Source organism: Brucella gallinifaecis, from assembly GCF_006476605.1.
Classification (GTDB): domain Bacteria; phylum Pseudomonadota; class Alphaproteobacteria; order Rhizobiales; family Rhizobiaceae; genus Brucella; species Brucella gallinifaecis.
This window is the reverse complement of the sequence record NZ_ML636802.1, coordinates 108,020-125,409: the sequence shown is the minus strand read 5'-3', so window position 1 is coordinate 125,409 and position 17,390 is coordinate 108,020. Positions and strand designations below refer to the sequence as shown.

Below are 17,390 nucleotides of genomic sequence, written 5' to 3'. Positions count from 1 at the left end.
ATGGAAGCTTTTCACGATGTCCGTTTTCCGCTGGGCGTTTCTTTTGGAGCAACGAGTGGGCCGGAATGGCGCAACGAAATTGTCACGCTCATATCAGGCATGGAAAAGCGCAATGCACGCTGGGCGCATTCGCGCAGGCATTTTGATGCCGGAACAGGTTTGCGCTCGCTGGACGATCTGAAAGCTGTGCTTGCCTTTTTCGAAGCACGGCGCGGATCGCTGCATACATTCCGCTTCTCCGATCCATTTGATTTTTCATCGGTGAACGGAACAGCTGCACCCTCCCATAATGATCAGCCTATTGGAACCGGTGATGGTTCCACAATGCAATTTCAGCTTGTCAAACATTATGAAAATTATAGCCGCCCGATCACCCGTCCTGTCGTGGGATCTGTGCTCATTGGGGTTAACGCGATCAGGTTGAGCGAGGGCGAGGCTTATACGCTCGATCATGCCACGGGCATTGTTTCTTTCAGCCCGGATTATGTGCCTGCCGAGGGTGCCCTGGTGACGGCTGGTTTCCTGTTTGATGTGCCGGTTCGTTTTGACACAGACCGCCTGACTGCCAGCATTGCATCATTTCGGGCGGGTGAAATTCCTTCCATTCCCATCATTGAGGTCAAGGCATGATCCCGGTTCCGCCACAACTTGAATCACATCTGAAAGGCGAAGTGACAACCCATTGTTTTGCATGGCTTATCAGGCGTTCAGATCAGATTGTCATGGGTTTTACGGATCATGACCGGACGCTTGATCTTGATGGTATTTCCTGCGAACCCCTGACCGGTCTTAACAGCAGTGAAGCCTCGACAACGCTTGGTCTGGCAATTGCGGGCGGCGATGTCGAGGGCGTGTTGTCGTCTTCGCGTATCAGCGAGACCGATATCGAGCAGGGGCGCTTTGATGGGGCAAGGGTCGAAACCTATCTCGTCAACTGGAACAGGCCGGACCAGCATATGCTTTTGCGGCGCTGGACGGTGGGAGCGATAACGCGCACAGACGGCCGTTTTGTAATGGAACTGAAAGGTGCTGCGGCTGCCTTTGATTCTGTCTGTGGAAGGCGTGTTTTGCGCCAGTGCGACGCTGTTCTGGGTGATCAGCGCTGTGGTGTTAACACCAGTGATCCGCGATTTTTTGCAGATGGTTCCGTGACGCGTGCTGCTGGTTCCATGCTGAGTGTCACCGGCTTGGATGGATTTGCCAGTGGCTGGTTTTCGCTTGGTCTGCTGACATGGACAAGCGGGGATAATCTGGGCAGATCGGTGCATGTTGTTGCACAGAGCGGCAATAGTCTGAGCCTCACAGAATCGCCGGTATTGACCGCAAGGCCGGGTGATAGTTTTCGTCTTGTTGCAGGATGCGACAAAAGCTTTGCTACCTGTAAGGCAAAGTTTGCCAATGGCACGAATTTTCGCGGTTTCCCGCATCTCCCGGGCAATGATGCCGCCTTTGCCTATGTCAGTTCCGGTAATGAATATGATGGGAGTGCGCTGGTTCCATGATAGCCAATCCCATCAATATTGCCGACAGGATTTTGACCGAAGCTGAAAGCTGGATCGGCACACCCTATCGGCATGGTGCATCTACCCGCGGCATAAGCTGTGATTGTCTTGGTCTGGTGCGCGGTATCTGGCGCAGACTTTATGGTGGAGAGCCGGAAACGCCTGCTGTCTATGCGCCTGATTGGGCGGAAGCAGCTTTGGGTGAACCGCTGCTGGAAGCAGCTTCAAGACATATGCAGCAACGTAAAGAGAATGAGCCACAACCGGGCGATCTGCTGATCTTTCGCTGGCGATCAGATGTTGCTGCCAAACATCTCGGCATTATGGCGCGTGAGAACCGGTTTATCCATGCCTATGAGGGGCATTGTGTGATGGCCTCTGCTCTGGTGCCCCAGTGGCGCAAGCGTATTGCCGGAATTTTTATTTTCCCTGAAACAAAAGGTTAAGCAATGGCGACTGTTGTTCTGCAGGCGGTGGGCGCTGCCGTAGGTGGTATTTTTGGCCCTGTCGGTGCGGCTATTGGTGCGGGGCTGGGTGCCATGGGCGGTTATGCCGTTGATACGGCTATCATCAATTCCACCCGTCACATGGAAGGGGCGCGACTGAACAGTGGCCGTGTTGCAAGCGCCGAAGAAGGGGCCGCATTGCCTTTTGTCTACGGCACGGCACGAGTTTCCGGCACGCTGATCTGGGCGACGCGCTTTGAAGAAAAGAAAACAACCGAACGTCAGGGCGGCAAGGGTGGCCCGAAAGTGACATCCTACAGCTATTTTGGCAATGTTGCCTATGCAGTTGCCGAAGGTGCCATTGCAGGAATCCGGCGCGTCTGGGCAGACGGGCAGGAGCTTGATCTTACTGAAGTTGAAATGCGTATTTATCATGGCACGAATACGCAGCAGCCTGATCCGCTGATCGAAGCCAAGCAAGGGACAGGCAATGCCCCTGCCTATCGTGGAACGGCCTATGTGGTATTTGAGCGCCTTCCGCTCGATACTTACGGCAATCGGCTGCCGCTGTTTCAATTTGAAGTGTTGCGCCCTGTCGGGCAAGTCGCGCAGGATGTCCGTGCAATCGCACTTATTCCAGGCTCGACAGAATTTGGCCTGTCCCCGACGCCTGTTGCGGATGGCTTTTTTTTAGGATTGCGGCAAAAACTAAATCGCAACGCAAAACGTGGACGCAGCGACTGGACAGTCGCGATGGACGAGCTGCAGGCATTGTGTCCACAACTTAAGAGTGTGGCAATCGTTCTGCCATGGTTTGGTAATGATCTGCGTGCCGGGTCATGTCAGATCAGACCGGGTGTTACACATCGGGGTTCTGTGTTCTCTAACCAGACATGGAAGGTTGAAAACGTTACACGCAGCGTGGCGCATCTGATTTCAACCAGCGGCGAGGGGGCCGCCTATGGTGGTACACCGTCTGATAAGAGTGTGATTGACGCAATTCGTGATGCCAGATCGCGTGGATTGAAGGTAACGCTTTATCCGTTCATCATGATGGATGTTGCGGCTGATAATCAGCTGCCCTCACCCTATGGCGGAATAGGGCAATCTGTTTATCCATGGCGCGGGCGTATTACCTGTCATCCTGCCATTGGTGTTGCTGGCTCGCCCGACAAGACGGAGGAAGCGGCCAATCAGGTTGAAGCTTTTGTCAATGGAACATGGGGTTACAGGCGTTTTTTGAATCACTGCGCAAGTCTGAGCCAGCAGGCGGGTGGGGTTGATGCATTCCTGCTGGGTTCTGAACTGCGCGGCCTGACCAGTATTCGCGAAAGTCGCGATGGTTTCCCCTTTGTCACGCATCTTTGTGCACTAGCTGCCGAAATGCGCACCAGACTGGGGCCAGACTGCCGCATAAGTTACGGCGCGGATTGGAGCGAATATTCTGGTTATCAGGCGCAGGACGGTAGCGGCGATTTCTTCTTCAACCTTGATCCATTATGGGCACATCCGGCAATCGATGCCATTGGTATCGACAATTATATGCCGCTTGCCGACTGGCGTGATGATGATCTTGAGGGCGGCAACCCGGACGGTTTTGAAGGAGCTTATGATCTTGATGGTCTGAGCCGTAACATTGAAGCTGGCGAGGGCTTTGATTGGTATTATGCAAGTCACGAAGATCGGGAGGCACGAAATCGTACACCGATTACCGATGGAACGGCCGCTAAGCCCTGGGTCTATCGCTATAAGGACATCCGCTCATGGTGGAGCAATCCGCATTATAACCGTATCGATGGCATGGAAGTGGACGTGCCAACCATGTGGGTGCCGCAGGCAAAACCCGTATGGTTTACCGAACTTGGCTGTCCGGCAGTCGATAAAGGGCCAAACCAGCCAAATGTGTTTCCTGATCCGAAATCATCGGAAAACGCGACACCTTATTTTTCCAATGGTTCGCGCTCCGACATTGCGATGGATCGGTTTTTGCGGGCGCATTATCAATATTGGCCACAGCATAATCCGGTTTCGTCCGTCTATGGCGGGCCGATGCTCGACATGGAGCGCATCTATCTCTGGTCATGGGATACAAGACCGTTTCCAGAGTTTCCTCTGAAAGGTGATATATGGGGTGATACACCCAACTGGCGGCTTGGTCATTGGCTCAATGGTCGTATCAGTGGTATAGCGCTTGATGAATTGATTGCAGCAATTCTTGCTGATTACGGGTTGCCGCAAGCGGATTGTTCGGGCGCTGACGGGCATTTGACTGGTTTTGTCATTTCAGAGCCGTCCACGGCGCGTGGCGTGCTGGAACCCTTGATGAATGTTTTCGGGGTGCATGGTTTTGAACAGGCCGGTAAATTTGTATTTCGGAGTATCGCACGGGCATCGCCTGCACTTGATGTAGCAATCACACTTGTTGAGCCTCAGGATGGAGACGCGCTGACAGCCATATTGGATGATCAGGGCGATTTGCCTTCTGTAGCCGAGATTTTCTGTAACGATCCGCTGCGGGATTTTCAGGTGGCGGGTGCATCGGTGCGGCGCGATAAAGGGCAGGGTACGGAAAGTCTCAGCCTGTCCGGTTCTATGGAGCCGGGGCAGGCAAGCGCCCTTGCGGAAGCATGGCTGGCACGTCGTTATGCCGAGCGCCGTACGGCAAGTTTTTCACTGCCATGGTCTGAAGCTGCCCTTCATGTCGGCGACCGGGTGCGGCTTGATATGCTTGGTGGTGCACGTGATTACGTTGTTTCGACTGTGGAAGACGGGGAAGTGCGTGCAGTCAAGGCCGTGGCGCTTGCCCCCAATATTGTCTTTGCTGACCGGGGAGAGACGCCTAAACTGCCTCCGGGTGAGCCGGTTTCGGATATGAAGCCTGTTTTCCATCTTGTTGATCTGCCATTGTGGCCGGGTGCAGAAGACCCGGCCGGCCAGTTCCGTGTTGCCGCTTATGCCAGACCGTGGCGCGGTGTGATGGCTTATGCATCTCCCATGGATGATGGCTTTGCAGAGCGCAGCCTCATTGCTGAACGGGCTGTAATGGGCGAGCTGAGCGCTCCGCTGGCAAGTGGTCCGAGCGGACGTTTGATCAATGCGCAGATGATAGAATTGACGCTTTATTCGGGTGAGTTGCAATCAAGGCCGCTCGCCCAGATCCTCAATGGTGCGAATATGGCCATGATGAAATCTCCCGATGAAAAATGGGAAGTGATCCAGTTTCTTGAAGCTCATGAAACCGGATCAAATCAATGGCGGTTAAGCGGTCTGTTGCGTGGTCAGCTTGGAACAGAACCCGCGGCATGGCTTGAAAAGCCAGCAGGAACGCCATTCATATTGTTTGATGGTGGCGTGCAGAGCGTTGGTTTGCAGCTATCTGAAATAGGACTGGAGCTTAACTGGCGTATCGGTGCTGCTGGCAAATCGTTTTCAGATGAATATTTCGATACGGTTCAAGCGATTGGTGGCTTGCAGGCATTAAGGCCCCTAAGCCCTGTGCATGTGAAGGTCGAGCGGCGCGGCAATGGTGATTTGTTGCTCAACTGGATCAGGCGAGGGCGTGTTGATGCTGATAGCTGGATGGGGGCAGATATTCCGCTTGGCGAGGACAGCGAAAATTATCGCGTGGAAGTCTGGCAGGCAGGCGTCTTGCTCAGGACGGCTGAGGTATTCACGGCAGCCTGGACATATCCGGGTACCATACGATTTTCTGAAGTGGGAAACAGCGATTTTGAAATTCGGATTGCAATGCTGAGCGCAAGGGTCGGGGTGGGCGATTTTACCTCAATCCCGATTGAGAGCAATTTTTAAGTTAAGAGGACATATAATGACTGATGATAAAGCCTGGTATCTCTCTCGAACGGTTTGGGCTGGGTTGGTTGCCTTGTTTCTGTCGCTGGCTGGTGCCTTTGGCCTTGTGAGTGAAACAGTCGATTCCGGTGCAATGACTGATGTATTGCTGCAACTTGCCACCGCAATTGCCGGCCTTGTTACTATTTTGGGCCGCATAGGGGCAACTTCACGCATTTCATAATTTTACAAACCGTGATAGCAATGGTGTGAAATACGCCTGATGTCGGAATATTGACGGATGTTCCGGATAATATTATGCGTAAAAACAATAGTTTAAATGGTGCTGGTCCAGCTATATGGATTTGTGCTGTTTTATGGGCCTAAATTCCTTTGTGTCCCTCAGCGGAGTGTATCATTCATGCATTGTTCAGCTGACAGGCGCTATATAAGGGACATGATGAAACAGAACCCTGCTCTTAAAATTTTCGCGCTTCTGGCCGCAAGCATCGGTCTGTTGCCGGTCAGCGCCGGTGCTCTGCCAATTGCATCACCGCAGAAGTCAAGCTTTCTGGTTGCTGCGGCTGCTGATTGTGCGGCCATTGGTGAACGAGTGGCTGCCTCTCAGGGTGGTCAATTGGCAAAGTCAACGCCATCAACGCAGAATGGCCGTGCCGTATGCGTTGTTGTGGTGCTTGTGCCGGGGCGCGATGGTGAACGCCCGCGTCGTGTTGAAGTGGCTGTTCCGGCACAATAAGCGGATTTGCTACAGTAACAAGCAAGGAAACATGGCTTGCGTATCCTGATCGTTGAGGACGACAAAGACCTTAACAGGCAGCTTTCGGATGCGATGGCTGCCGCAGGCTATGTCGTGGATAGTGCTTTTGATGGTGAAGAAGGCCATCATCTGGGCGACACTGAACCCTATGATGCGGTGATTCTCGATATTGGTTTGCCATTGATGGATGGTATCAGCGTTGTGGAGCGCTGGCGGCGTGACGGTCGGGCCATGCCTGTGCTTATGCTGACTGCGCGTGATCGCTGGAGTGATAAGGTTGCCGGTATTGATGCCGGTGCAGATGATTATGTTGCAAAACCTTTCCATATAGAAGAGGTCATGGCGCGGTTGCGTGCATTGATACGCCGTGCGGCAGGACATGCATCGTCTGAACTCATATGTGGTTCATTGCATCTTGATACAAAGACCTCCAGGGCCAGCGTGGACGGTGTAGCACTCAAGCTGACCTCGCATGAGTACAGGCTGCTCTCCTATCTGATGCATCATATGGATGAGGTTGTGTCCCGCACGGAACTGGTGGAGCATCTTTACGATCAGGATTTTGATCGTGATTCCAATACAATTGAAGTTTTTGTCGGTCGCCTGCGCAAGAAGATGGGCGTCGATCTGATCGAAACCGTACGCGGTATGGGCTATCGTATCCGGTCTGACGGACAGGGAGATTTGAAAGGGAGCGGGAACTGAAACTGCTCCGCATTTTCCCCCCTTTGCGTTCGCTGGCAATACGCGTCGTTACCCTGTCGACGCTCTGGGTTATTTTAGCGCTTGTGGTTGTAGCCACACTGATCAGCACCCTTTATGGCGATGCGGCGCGTAATAATTTTGAACGACTGCTGACGGCTCATCTGTTCAGCCTTGTCGGTGCAGTGAGCATAACAACGGATGGCATCCTTCAAGGTCGGCCTGAATTGGGTGAGTTGCGTTATTCCAGTCCGCTTTCTGGCTGGTACTGGTCGGTCGATCCCATTTCGGACAATGTGAGTGGCAAGCTGCAATCCCTGTCGTCTGTTGGACGTGTTGTTCCGGAAATCCCGCTATCGCAGGTCCCTTTCGACAGCTCATTCATGCGCAGCTACACCTTGCCGGGACTCAATGGTGAAGAGCTCTATATTGTCGAAACGGAAGTCGTTCTGGATAATGACAATCGTGTAGCGCGTTTTCGTGTAATGGGTAATCTGAGCGAAGTGATGAGAGAAATCTCTGACTTTCGTAGAAAACTTGCTTTCTATCTTGCGATTTTTGGGCTGGGCAGTGTTTTCATCAATGCTGCTATTATCCTGTTCGGTTTGCGCCCACTCGACAAGGTGCGTCTGGCACTTACAGATATTCGCGAAGGCCGTTCAGCTAGACTCGACACATCCTTACCGATTGAAATTGCCCCGCTTGCCAAAGAGATGAATGCCCTGATTGAGAATAATCGTCGTATTGTTGAGCGCTCGCGTACACAGGTTGGCAATCTTGCGCATTCTCTCAAAACGCCACTTTCGGTTCTCGTCAATGAAGCGCGGAGCATGGGAGGGGAGCAGGGGCGCGTTGTTCTTGAACAAAGCGAATCCATGCAGGTGCAAATACAGCATTACCTGCAACGGGCACGCATTGCAGCGCAACGTGACAGTGTTGTCTTCAGAACACCGGTCACTCCCGTTCTGGAACGGATGGAACGGGTAACGGTCAAACTCAATCCTTCCTTCAATATCAACTTCAGAAATCTTCTTCCGGGTGCCGTATTTGCTGGCGAAAAAGAAGATCTGGAAGAAATTGTCGGAAATCTTTTGGAAAATGCGGCTAAGTGGGGGCGCAGGCGTATAAAAATCCTTCTTCGATCGGCGGCAGACGGCAAACGACAGTTTGAAATCCTGATTGAAGATGATGGTCCGGGGCTGGCGCCAGACAAGATTGAAGCGGCGCTGAAGCGGGGCAATCGCGTCGATGAAACCAAACCGGGTACAGGACTTGGTTTATCGATTGTTCAGGATACTGTGCGCGAATATGGTGGCAGCCTGCATCTTGGAAAAAGCAATATGGGTGGGCTTGCCGTGCGCGTTGTGTTGCCGCTGACTGAAGATTGATGGTTGTTTTTGCATAAAGCCTAACTACAAGGTTAGAGTAACGGCTGCATTTTGCGATAATATGCATGCTCATATTTATTAAGGTCGGCTTGTTATGATGATGGTTTCCAGGTTTTCCGTTCCGTTTTTGCTTGTTTCAGTTGCGCTTGCGCTGTCTGCTTGTGGAACCTCCGGCAGCAGCAAGGGGACTGGGCTGACTTCGCTTGGAGGCCTTTCCTCAAAAGCAGAAACACGTCCTGATCTTCTTGCGTCTCTTGGAAATGGTTTGCTTGGGTCTTCGGCGGGACAGTTGACAATGGGCGATCGCAGAAAAGCGCTTGAAGCAGAGTATCGCGCCCTTGAATATTCGCCAGCAGGCAAAACCGTTTCATGGAGCGGTGGTGGATCGACATCGGGTGATGTGAGCGCAGCACAGCCCTATCAGGTTGGCTCGCAGAATTGCCGTCAATATACGCATAGTTTTGTGATAGCGGGTGCACCTCACACTGTTCGTGGCACTGCCTGCCGCAATGCGGATGGAAGCTGGACACCGCTGACATAGAACTGTTGTGAAATTTACAAGTCGTTATTTGCTGCCGCGCAAACTGCATATGGTTTTTTATTGCTTGATCATTTCATAAGAAAGCGCAGTCGGGTGATTGTCGATTTGCGGCGAATTGCCCTAGCCAACCGGATTCGACACAGTTCGAGTTGGTTTTTATGTTGGCTGCGATTAAATCACATTCATGGATTTTTGGTTGATTGCCGCGCTGCTGACAGTTGCAGCTATAATGATTGTTTTATTGCCGCTTGTACGGAACAAGCAGGATTTTTTGCCTCCTGAAAAAAATGATCTGGAAGTCTATCGCGACCAGTTGCGGGAAGTCGATGCTGACGCCGCCCGTGGCATGATTGATGCGCCAAGCGCCGAGCAGGCACGGATTGAAATTTCGCGTCGTATTCTCAATGCTGAGAAAGACAGCTCCGGGATGAAGGCAGGTTTAAAAAAAGGGCCTTCAGCGCGTATATTGGCTCTTGTTTCTGTTTTGGCTGTCCCTTTGATTGCCTGGGGCATTTATCCAATCTTCGGAGCGCCTGGCGTCCCGTCAATGCCGCTGGCTGAACGATTGGCGAATAGTCCTCAAAGCAGTTCGCTTGATGAACTGGTCGCACGGGCTGAAAAGCATTTGGCGCAAAATCCCGATGATGCGCGTGGATGGGATGTATTGGCGCCAATTTATCAGCGTATGGGGCGTGGGCGCGATGCGGCCAATGCCTATCGTTCGTCGATCCGGCTTGAAGGCGAAAATTTCTCGCGTGTTCTTGGTCTTGGCGAAGCTTTGATCACAGTGTCGGGTGGTCCGATCACTGCGGAAGCGGAAGATCTTTTTAACAAAGCGGCCGCTTTGCAGCCTGATGATATACGTCCGCAATATTATCTTGCACAAGCACAGTTGCAGGATGGTAACTCTCACGCTGCCGTAAAACGATTGCAGACACTTCTTGATAATGCGCCGGCAGACGCACCGTGGCGCATGCAGGTTGAACAGACAATTGCGCGTATTCAAGACAATGATACTGCGCCACAGTCACCCGTTAAGGGTCCGACAAGTGATGACGTCGATGCCGCAGCCTCAATGAGCCGGGAAGACCGTCAGGCTATGATTGAAGGCATGGTTGAGCGCCTTGATGAAAGCCTGCGTGAAAATGCTCAGAATCTTGAAGGCTGGAAACGCCTTGTGCGCTCTTATATGATCCTTGATCGCCGTGAGGCAGCTCTTGATGCGTTGAAACGTGGTATCGCGGCATTGGATGTTGAAAAGCGGACAGAGTTGAAAAATTTTGCCTCAGGGCTGGGATTGGAAGCAGGGAGCGCAAAACAATGAGTGCGACTGCAGAAAACAACAGGCGCAATATAAAACCGGCAGGCAATCTGGCCCGCACCGTTAGCCGAAGGAAGCGAAAGCGGCTGATGCTGATTGCTGGCGCATTGGTCGTATTGTCAGTTGCTGTTGGATTGATGCTGATGGCTTTCAATCAGGACATTCGCTTTTTCCGAACCCCTGCCGACCTCACCGCACAGGAAATGACATCCGGTGCCCGGTTTAGACTTGGCGGTCTCGTTGAGGAAGGTTCGGTTGTGCGAGAGGGCAGTGAAATTCGATTCACCGTCACAGATACGATCAAGACCGTGAAAGTTGTGTTTGAAGGTATTGTGCCTGATCTGTTCAGAGAAGGACAAGGGGTCGTTGCGGAAGGTCGCTTTGAACCCGATGGTATTTTTCGCGCTGATAATGTTCTTGCCAAGCATGATGAAAATTATGTCCCGAAGGATCTTGCCGACAGCCTGAAAAAGAAGGGTGTGTGGGAAGGTGAATGATGGGAACTGGAAAAACCTATGAATGTTGAGATAGGTCATTTTGCGCTTGTTCTGGCGCTGGCATTGTCCGTGGTTCAGTCTGTTGTGCCTGTCGTTGGTGCGCAGCGCAGGGATATGCAGCTTATGGGCGTTGCAGTGCCCACCACTCTGGCGGTTTTTGCGCTCATTGCTTTTTCCTTTGTGGTCCTGACATTTGCCTATGTGGTGTCGGATTTTTCGGTTCTGAATGTGGTCGAAAATTCCCATTCGCAAAAGCCGATGCTCTACAAGATCACCGGCGTATGGGGCAATCATGAAGGCTCCATGCTTTTGTGGGTGTTGATTCTAAGCTTTTTCAGCGCACTTGTTGCAGCTTTTTCCGCTAATCTGCCGGAAACTCTGCGGGCGAATGTTCTGGGTGTTCAGGGCTGGATTGGAACGGCATTTCTGGCATTTATCATTTTTACATCCAATCCTTTCACACGCATTCTGCCGGCACCAATAGAAGGTTCTGATCTTAATCCGATTTTGCAGGATATTGGTCTCGCGATCCATCCGCCGCTGCTTTATCTCGGCTATGTCGGTTTTTCAGTCTGTTTCTCCTTTGCTGTTGCAGCCCTTATCGAAGGACGGCTTGATGCGGCCTGGGCACGCTGGGTTCGCCCATGGGCGCTGGTCGCATGGATGTTTTTGACCGGCGGCATCGCGATGGGTTCTTACTGGGCCTATTACGAGCTTGGATGGGGTGGCTGGTGGTTCTGGGATCCGGTTGAGAATGCTTCCTTCATGCCATGGCTGGTTGGAACAGCTTTGCTGCACTCGGCAATCGTTATGGAAAAGCGCTCGGCGCTTAAGATCTGGACAGTATTACTGGCGATACTGACGTTTTCGCTCTCCCTGCTCGGGACTTTCCTCGTGCGCTCCGGTGTGTTGACTTCAGTGCACAGTTTCGCAACCGATCCGGGGCGCGGTCTTTTCATCCTTGCCATTCTCGCAATTTTTATCGGTGGTTCGCTGTCGCTCTTTGCCTTGCGCGTTCAAAGCCTGTCATCGGGCGGGTTGTTTCAGCCAATATCGCGTGAAGGTGCATTGGTTTTTAACAACCTGTTTCTTACAACCGCTGCTGCAACGGTTCTCATCGGTACGCTTTACCCATTGTTGCTCGAAGTTCTGACGGGCGAAAAGATTTCTGTTGGTGCGCCTTTCTTCAACATGACTTTTGGTCCGCTGATGATCCCACTGCTTTTTGCAGTTCCATTCGGGCCTTTACTGGCATGGAAACGCGGTGATCTTTATGGCGTCGCCCAAAGGCTGATGACGGCTTTTGCGCTGGCTCTTATCACGATAGGTTTCGTTTTGTGGCAGAGTAACTCCCACTCTGTACTGGCTGCCATGGGTATTGGTCTTGCTGTCTGGCTGATTGCTGGAAGCCTTACTGATCTGTGGCTGAAAGCTGGTATTGGCAAAGTGTCAGTGCTTAAAGCGCTGTCCCGTTTCAAAGGTCTTCCACGTTCGGTTTTTGGAACTGCGCTTGCACATATAGGCCTTGGTGTGACGCTTCTTGGCATTGTCAGCGTAACCACTTATGGTACCGAAAATGTTCTTGTCATGCGCCCGGGCGATACCACAAAAGCAGCAGATTATTCATTGCGTTTTAATGGTTTGCGCCCACTGACCGGATCAAATTTCACTGAAAGTCGCGGGACTTTCATGCTGATCGATTCTGGAGGCCGCGAAATGGGAGTGATCGAGCCGTCAAAGCGCTTTTTTCCGGCCCGGCAGATGCCAACGACAGAATCTGGCATCAGAACGCTATGGTTCAGTCAGGTCTATGTTGCCCTTGGCGATGAAACGGGTGATGGTTCAATTGTTGTTCGTGTCTGGTGGAAACCGCATGTGACGCTCATCTGGTATGGTGCGTTGATCATGATGATTGGCGCAATCTTTTCGCTTGCTGATCGTCGTTTGCGTGTTGGAGCCCCTTCAAAGGCGCGAAAGCGCTCAGCGAAACAAGCGGGGGCTGCCATATGATGCCTGGCAAAAAGATAGCTGCGTTTTTCCTGATTCTCTTTATAGCATTTCAGGGATCACTCGCATTCGCTGTCAATCCGGATGAAATCCTGCCTGATCCGCAGCTTGAAAAGCGCGCGCGTCAAATCTCGGCAGAGCTTCGCTGCATGGTCTGCCAGAACGAATCAATTAATGATTCCAATGCTGAACTGGCGCGTGATCTGCGTATTCTGGTGCGTGAACGTCTGACAGCGGGTGATTCAGATAAGCAGGTCGTTGATTTTATTGTCGATCGCTATGGCGAGTTTGTTCTTCTTACACCACGTTTTAATACGCAAACAGCAATACTTTGGGGTTTCCCTGTCGTCGTGCTTCTATTGGGTGCTATTGCTTTAATCATTGCTTTTCGCAGGCGCAGCAGCATCAAGGAAGTGCAAAAGCCGTTGTCCGAGCATGAAAAAGCCGAGCTTTCCCGCCTTCTGGACGATAAATAAGCACTCAACCAATTCCCAAACCTTACAAAACTTTCATTTTCTGGAAATTGAGCGGTAAGGTAGCGCTGACTATCTTAACATCATAACAGATTAACAGGGTCGGTGCCGCCCCAGAGGACCAGTCCCGGATCGCTTCTTGTAAGGAGAGCCAGATGTCGAAGATCATTACCTCGAAGTATCGTAAGAGCGTTGCAGCAATAGCGCTGTCCGCAGCACTTGCCGGTGCGTTTGTCGCAACCGGTCCACTCGGTGTTATGGAAAATGCTCGTGCCGATGCGGTGAGCGTAACTGCACCACAGCAGGCAGGCTTTGCCGATCTTGTTGAAAAAGTGCGTCCTGCTGTTGTCAGTGTCCGTGTCAAGAAAGACGTGCAGGAAGCTGATAGCCGCGGTTCGCAAACGATGACCCCTCCGGGTTTTGATCAGTTGCCGGACGGACATCCTCTGAAGCGTTTCTTCCGTGATTTCGGTATGGAACCGCGTGGTGATGCACGCCCTGAAGGTCGTCGTGGAAAAGGTTCAAAGGCTCGCCCCGGTCATGAACGTCCTTTCGCACAGGGCTCCGGCTTCTTCATCTCTGAAGACGGTTATCTTGTTACCAACAATCACGTCGTTGCCGATGGCGATGCTTACAGCGTTGTGCTTGATGACGGAACAGAACTCGATGCAAAGCTGATTGGTACTGATCCGCGCACTGATCTTGCGGTGCTCAAGATTAATGATCCAAAGCAGAAGTTTACCTATGTGAAACTTGGCGATGACAACAAAATCCGCGTTGGTGACTGGGTTGTTGCTGTTGGTAATCCATTTGGTCTTGGCGGTACTGTAACCTCTGGTATTGTTTCGGCGCGTGGTCGCGACATTGGCGCCGGTCCTTACGATGATTTTATCCAGATTGATGCTGCTGTGAACAAGGGCAATTCTGGCGGTCCGGCCTTTGATCTATCGGGTGAAGTTATCGGCATCAATACTGCAATTTTCTCGCCTTCGGGTGGCAGTGTGGGTATTGCCTTTGCAATTCCGGCATCGACTGCCAAGCAGGTTGTTGACCAGCTGATTGAGAAAGGCTCGGTCGAACGTGGTTGGATTGGTGTGCAGATTCAGCCGGTTAACAAGGATATTGCTGCTTCGCTCGGACTGGCCGAGGAAAAGGGTGCGCTTGTTTCGTCACCTCAGGCTGATGGCCCTGCTGTAAAAGCCGGCATCAAGGCGGGTGATGTGATTACAGCGGTGAATGGTGAAACTGTTCAGGATCCACGTGATCTGGCTCGTAAAGTTGCCAATATCGTACCGGGTGAAAAAGCTGCCCTGACCGTATGGCGCAAGGGCAAGGCTCAGGAGATTGATATCACGATCGGTGCAATGCCGCAGGATCTGGGCAAGGCCGACAAAGGCAAGTCCGGCTCCGGTGATACAGAGCAGGGTGAGACACTCGACTCTTATGGCCTGACTGTCACACCGTCTGAGGATGGGGACGGTGTTGTGATCACCAATGTCGATCCTGATAGCGATGCAGCTGAGCGTGGTATTCGTACTGGTGAAACGATCGTGAGTGTAAACAATCAGGTCGTCAACAGTGCAAAAGATATCGACAAGGCAATTGCCGAAGCAGCCAAGGCTGGCCGCAAGGCTGTGCTGCTACAGCTCCAGAATGATGATCAGAGCCGTTTTGTAGCGCTACCGATTGATCAGGAATAAGGCGAAAGCTTTTGATTAATGGGTCCTGACCCTAGCGTTTTGAAACAAAATGGCAGGCGGACAATCCGCCTGCCATTGCTTCATTTTCCCTGACAACTTATTGTTTTTACAATCATCGTCGCTTGCTTTGGGGTAGAGCCATGAAAATTCTCGTTATTGAAGATGACCGCGAAGCGGCTCGCTATCTTGAGAAGGCCTTTAGCGAGGCTGGCCATAATGCTGATATTGCGGGTGATGGCGAGACCGGTTACGCGCTTGCGGAACATGGCAATTATGATGTGCTGGTGGTTGATCGCATGCTGCCAAAGCGCGATGGACTTTCGGTTGTTGCGGGCTTGCGTGCAAAAGGCATGGAAACCCCGGTTCTTATCCTGTCCGCCCTTGGCGAAGTCGATGATCGTGTGACGGGTCTGCGTGCTGGTGGGGACGATTATCTCACCAAACCCTATGCATTTTCTGAACTGCTGGCACGTGTCGAAGTTTTGCAGCGCCGTTCAAGCCCGCGCGAGGCCGATACGATTTATCGTGTGGGTGATCTGGAACTGGATCGTCTCGCACATACCGCACGCAGACAGAATGTGGATATCACCCTCCAGCCACGCGAATTTCGTTTGCTTGAATATCTAATGCGTCATGCAGGGCAGGTTGTCACCCGTACGATGCTGCTGGAAAATGTCTGGGATTATCACTTTGATCCGCAGACAAATGTGATTGACGTGCATATTTCGCGCTTGCGCTCGAAAATTGAAAAGGGCTTTGACGGCCCACTTCTGCATACCGTACGGGGCGCGGGCTATATGCTCAAAGCCGCAAAATCCAAAGCTGCTGCAAGCGCCAAGGTGGACGGATGAGCCGTTTTTCTGCGCTCATGCGCACCACTGCGGCGCGTCTTTCGGCGCTCTATCTGCTGTTGTTTGCGGTCGGAGCCGTGGCTCTGGTCTTTTATATGACCAACCTTTCCGCCTCCATTATCAATAGCCAGACGCAGGAAGCGCTGGGCGAGGAAGTCGCCAGCATTGGCAAGGCCTATGCCCGTGGCGGCATACCTCAGCTTGTGCGCACAATTGCTTATCGTTCGCGGCAGCCGGGCGCTTATCTCTATCTGGTGGCTGATCCGTCAGGGCGTATCTTGTCTGGCAATGTCGAGGGTGTTGAACCGGGCGTGCTGGACACGGACGGGATTGTTGAACGGGCGTTCAAATATCGTCGCTACGGCGAACAGGGAACTGAGACCGAGCATCGTGCCATTGCCGTGGTGATTGCGCTGCCTAACAGTATGCGCCTTCTGGTGGGGCGCGATCTTGGTGAGCCGGAACGCTTCCGTGATCTTGTCAGAAGCTCGCTGATGCTGGCGCTTGGCATCATGGGTGTTGGCGCTCTTTTGATCTGGTTCTTTGTTGGCCGTCGTGCACTCAAGCGTATTGACGATATGTCACGCGCATCGCAGCGCATTATGGATGGCGATCTGACAGGGCGCCTGCCGGTTAATGGTTCAGGTGATGAGTTTGATCGTTTGTCGGGCAATCTCAATGTCATGCTTGGGCGTATTCTTGAGCTGAATGAAGGTTTGAAACAGGTTTCAGACAATATTGCCCATGATCTCAAGACCCCGCTGACCCGCCTTCGCAATCGTGCTGAAGAAGCTTTGTCGGGCAAGAAAGCCGGACCAGAATATCGCGCGGCGCTTGAAGATATTATTGGCGAATCTGATCAACTGATCCGCACATTCAGCGCCATATTGATGATTTCCCGCCTTGAAGCCGGCTATTCGTCAGAAAACCTCGACGAGATGCCTGTCGCTCCGATTGTCCGTGATGTGGCTGAAATGTATGAACCTGTCGCCGAAGACGCAGGTGTTCAGTTGACGCTTGCTGCGCTGGATGATGTACCTCTGAGGATTAATCGTGAACTTGTTGGACAGACGGTTTCCAATCTCGTTGATAATGCAATCAAATATGCGCTGAGCAGTGAGAACGTTGCCGCCGTGACCCTTTCGATGGAGCGTGATCAGCATTGGGTGCGCATTGTTGTTGCTGATAATGGTCCGGGTATACCGGAAGACAAACGCGAACAAGCAACCGAGCGGTTTGTCCGTTTAGAGGAAAGCCGTACACAGCCGGGATCGGGACTTGGTTTAAGCCTTGCCAAGGCGGTGATGAAATTGCACGGTGGCGCTCTTCGTCTGGAAGACAATGGGCCGGGCTTACGCGCCGTATTAGAGTTCCCTTTGCTCAAAGATGACTAAT

16 protein-coding genes are annotated in these 17,390 nt (G+C 52.2%); all 16 read left to right on the top strand.

All coding sequences use genetic code 11. The features are described 5' to 3' along the window. The 16 genes from FHY56_RS05175 (at position 1) to FHY56_RS05100 (ending at position 17,389) form a co-directional block, all read left to right on the top strand. Positions 1–630 (top strand): DUF2460 domain-containing protein, encoded by a 630-nt coding sequence (locus tag FHY56_RS05175; protein ID WP_140904113.1) that lies wholly within the window; start codon positions 1–3, stop codon positions 628–630. Next, positions 627–1,502 carry a DUF2163 domain-containing protein gene (locus FHY56_RS05170; RefSeq protein WP_140904112.1) on the top strand — a complete coding sequence of 292 codons (876 nt, stop codon included), beginning with the start codon at positions 627–629 and terminating at the stop codon, positions 1,500–1,502. Before FHY56_RS05175 ends, FHY56_RS05170 begins: the two co-directional genes overlap by 4 nt. After that, complete coding sequence (locus FHY56_RS05165) at positions 1,499–1,948, top strand: C40 family peptidase (protein ID WP_376889477.1); 450 nt, start codon at positions 1,499–1,501, stop codon at positions 1,946–1,948. The genes FHY56_RS05170 and FHY56_RS05165 overlap by 4 nt, the downstream gene beginning before the upstream one ends. Positions 1,949–1,951: 3 nt before the next feature. Next, the gene (locus tag FHY56_RS05160; protein ID WP_140904111.1) at positions 1,952–5,758 is read left to right on the top strand and encodes a baseplate multidomain protein megatron; all 3,807 of its coding nucleotides are present in this window, start codon (positions 1,952–1,954) and stop codon (positions 5,756–5,758) included. Between the two features lie 16 nt (positions 5,759–5,774). Then, positions 5,775–5,981: a hypothetical protein gene (locus FHY56_RS05155; RefSeq protein ID WP_140904110.1), complete on the top strand. Its 207-nt coding sequence runs from the start codon at positions 5,775–5,777 to the stop codon at positions 5,979–5,981. 216 nt (positions 5,982–6,197) lie between these two features. Continuing rightward, positions 6,198–6,494, top strand: a complete 297-nt coding sequence (locus FHY56_RS05150) for a hypothetical protein (protein WP_140904360.1) — start codon at positions 6,198–6,200, stop codon at positions 6,492–6,494. Between the two features lie 36 nt (positions 6,495–6,530). Next, a complete protein-coding gene (locus FHY56_RS05145; protein ID WP_140904109.1) occupies positions 6,531–7,220 on the top strand; it encodes a response regulator transcription factor in 690 nt (229 codons plus the stop codon). 53 nt (positions 7,221–7,273) lie between these two features. Beyond that, positions 7,274–8,605, top strand: coding sequence for an ATP-binding protein (locus FHY56_RS05140; protein WP_140904359.1), 1,332 nt, complete (start codon positions 7,274–7,276; stop codon positions 8,603–8,605). 94 nt (positions 8,606–8,699) lie between these two features. Beyond that, positions 8,700–9,146, top strand: coding sequence for a hypothetical protein (locus tag FHY56_RS05135; protein WP_140904108.1), 447 nt, complete (start codon positions 8,700–8,702; stop codon positions 9,144–9,146). Between the two features lie 184 nt (positions 9,147–9,330). Continuing rightward, positions 9,331–10,470: a c-type cytochrome biogenesis protein CcmI gene (gene ccmI / locus FHY56_RS05130; protein WP_140904107.1), complete on the top strand. Its 1,140-nt coding sequence runs from the start codon at positions 9,331–9,333 to the stop codon at positions 10,468–10,470. Further along, on the top strand, positions 10,467–10,964 hold the full coding sequence (gene ccmE, locus FHY56_RS05125; RefSeq protein WP_140904106.1) for a cytochrome c maturation protein CcmE: 498 nt from the start codon (positions 10,467–10,469) through the stop codon (positions 10,962–10,964). The genes ccmI and ccmE overlap by 4 nt, the downstream gene beginning before the upstream one ends. Before the next feature lie 18 nt (positions 10,965–10,982). Next, positions 10,983–12,974, top strand: coding sequence for a heme lyase CcmF/NrfE family subunit (locus tag FHY56_RS05120; protein ID WP_140904105.1), 1,992 nt, complete (start codon positions 10,983–10,985; stop codon positions 12,972–12,974). Further along, positions 12,971–13,447, top strand: coding sequence for a cytochrome c-type biogenesis protein (locus tag FHY56_RS05115; protein WP_140904104.1), 477 nt, complete (start codon positions 12,971–12,973; stop codon positions 13,445–13,447). The genes FHY56_RS05120 and FHY56_RS05115 overlap by 4 nt, the downstream gene beginning before the upstream one ends. Before the next feature lie 152 nt (positions 13,448–13,599). Continuing rightward, positions 13,600–15,144, top strand: coding sequence for a Do family serine endopeptidase (locus FHY56_RS05110; RefSeq protein ID WP_140904103.1), 1,545 nt, complete (start codon positions 13,600–13,602; stop codon positions 15,142–15,144). A gap of 140 nt (positions 15,145–15,284) precedes the next feature. Next, complete coding sequence (locus tag FHY56_RS05105; protein WP_140904102.1) at positions 15,285–15,995, top strand: response regulator transcription factor; 711 nt, start codon at positions 15,285–15,287, stop codon at positions 15,993–15,995. After that, entirely contained in the window at positions 15,992–17,389 is a 1,398-nt protein-coding gene (locus FHY56_RS05100) for a sensor histidine kinase (protein ID WP_140904101.1), read from the top strand. The genes FHY56_RS05105 and FHY56_RS05100 overlap by 4 nt, the downstream gene beginning before the upstream one ends. The last annotated feature ends 1 nt before the right edge of the window (position 17,390 follow it).

Bases quoted from the DNA above. Each gene is read 5' to 3' on its own strand.
- FHY56_RS05110 (WP_140904103.1), top strand. From the start codon at position 13,600: ATGTCGAAGATCATTACCTCGAAGTATCGTAAGAGCGTTGCAGCAATA.
- ccmI (WP_140904107.1), top strand. From the start codon at position 9,331: ATGGATTTTTGGTTGATTGCCGCGCTGCTGACAGTTGCAGCTATAATG.
- FHY56_RS05115 (WP_140904104.1), top strand. From the start codon at position 12,971: ATGATGCCTGGCAAAAAGATAGCTGCGTTTTTCCTGATTCTCTTTATA.
- ccmE (WP_140904106.1), top strand. From the start codon at position 10,467: ATGAGTGCGACTGCAGAAAACAACAGGCGCAATATAAAACCGGCAGGC.
- FHY56_RS05120 (WP_140904105.1), top strand. From the start codon at position 10,983: ATGAATGTTGAGATAGGTCATTTTGCGCTTGTTCTGGCGCTGGCATTG.
- FHY56_RS05175 (WP_140904113.1), top strand. From the start codon at position 1: ATGGAAGCTTTTCACGATGTCCGTTTTCCGCTGGGCGTTTCTTTTGGA.
- FHY56_RS05170 (WP_140904112.1), top strand. From the start codon at position 627: ATGATCCCGGTTCCGCCACAACTTGAATCACATCTGAAAGGCGAAGTG.
- FHY56_RS05100 (WP_140904101.1), top strand. From the start codon at position 15,992: ATGAGCCGTTTTTCTGCGCTCATGCGCACCACTGCGGCGCGTCTTTCG.
- FHY56_RS05150 (WP_140904360.1), top strand. From the start codon at position 6,198: ATGAAACAGAACCCTGCTCTTAAAATTTTCGCGCTTCTGGCCGCAAGC.
- FHY56_RS05160 (WP_140904111.1), top strand. From the start codon at position 1,952: ATGGCGACTGTTGTTCTGCAGGCGGTGGGCGCTGCCGTAGGTGGTATT.
- FHY56_RS05135 (WP_140904108.1), top strand. From the start codon at position 8,700: ATGATGATGGTTTCCAGGTTTTCCGTTCCGTTTTTGCTTGTTTCAGTT.
- FHY56_RS05165 (WP_376889477.1), top strand. From the start codon at position 1,499: ATGATAGCCAATCCCATCAATATTGCCGACAGGATTTTGACCGAAGCT.
- FHY56_RS05155 (WP_140904110.1), top strand. From the start codon at position 5,775: ATGACTGATGATAAAGCCTGGTATCTCTCTCGAACGGTTTGGGCTGGG.
- FHY56_RS05105 (WP_140904102.1), top strand. From the start codon at position 15,285: ATGAAAATTCTCGTTATTGAAGATGACCGCGAAGCGGCTCGCTATCTT.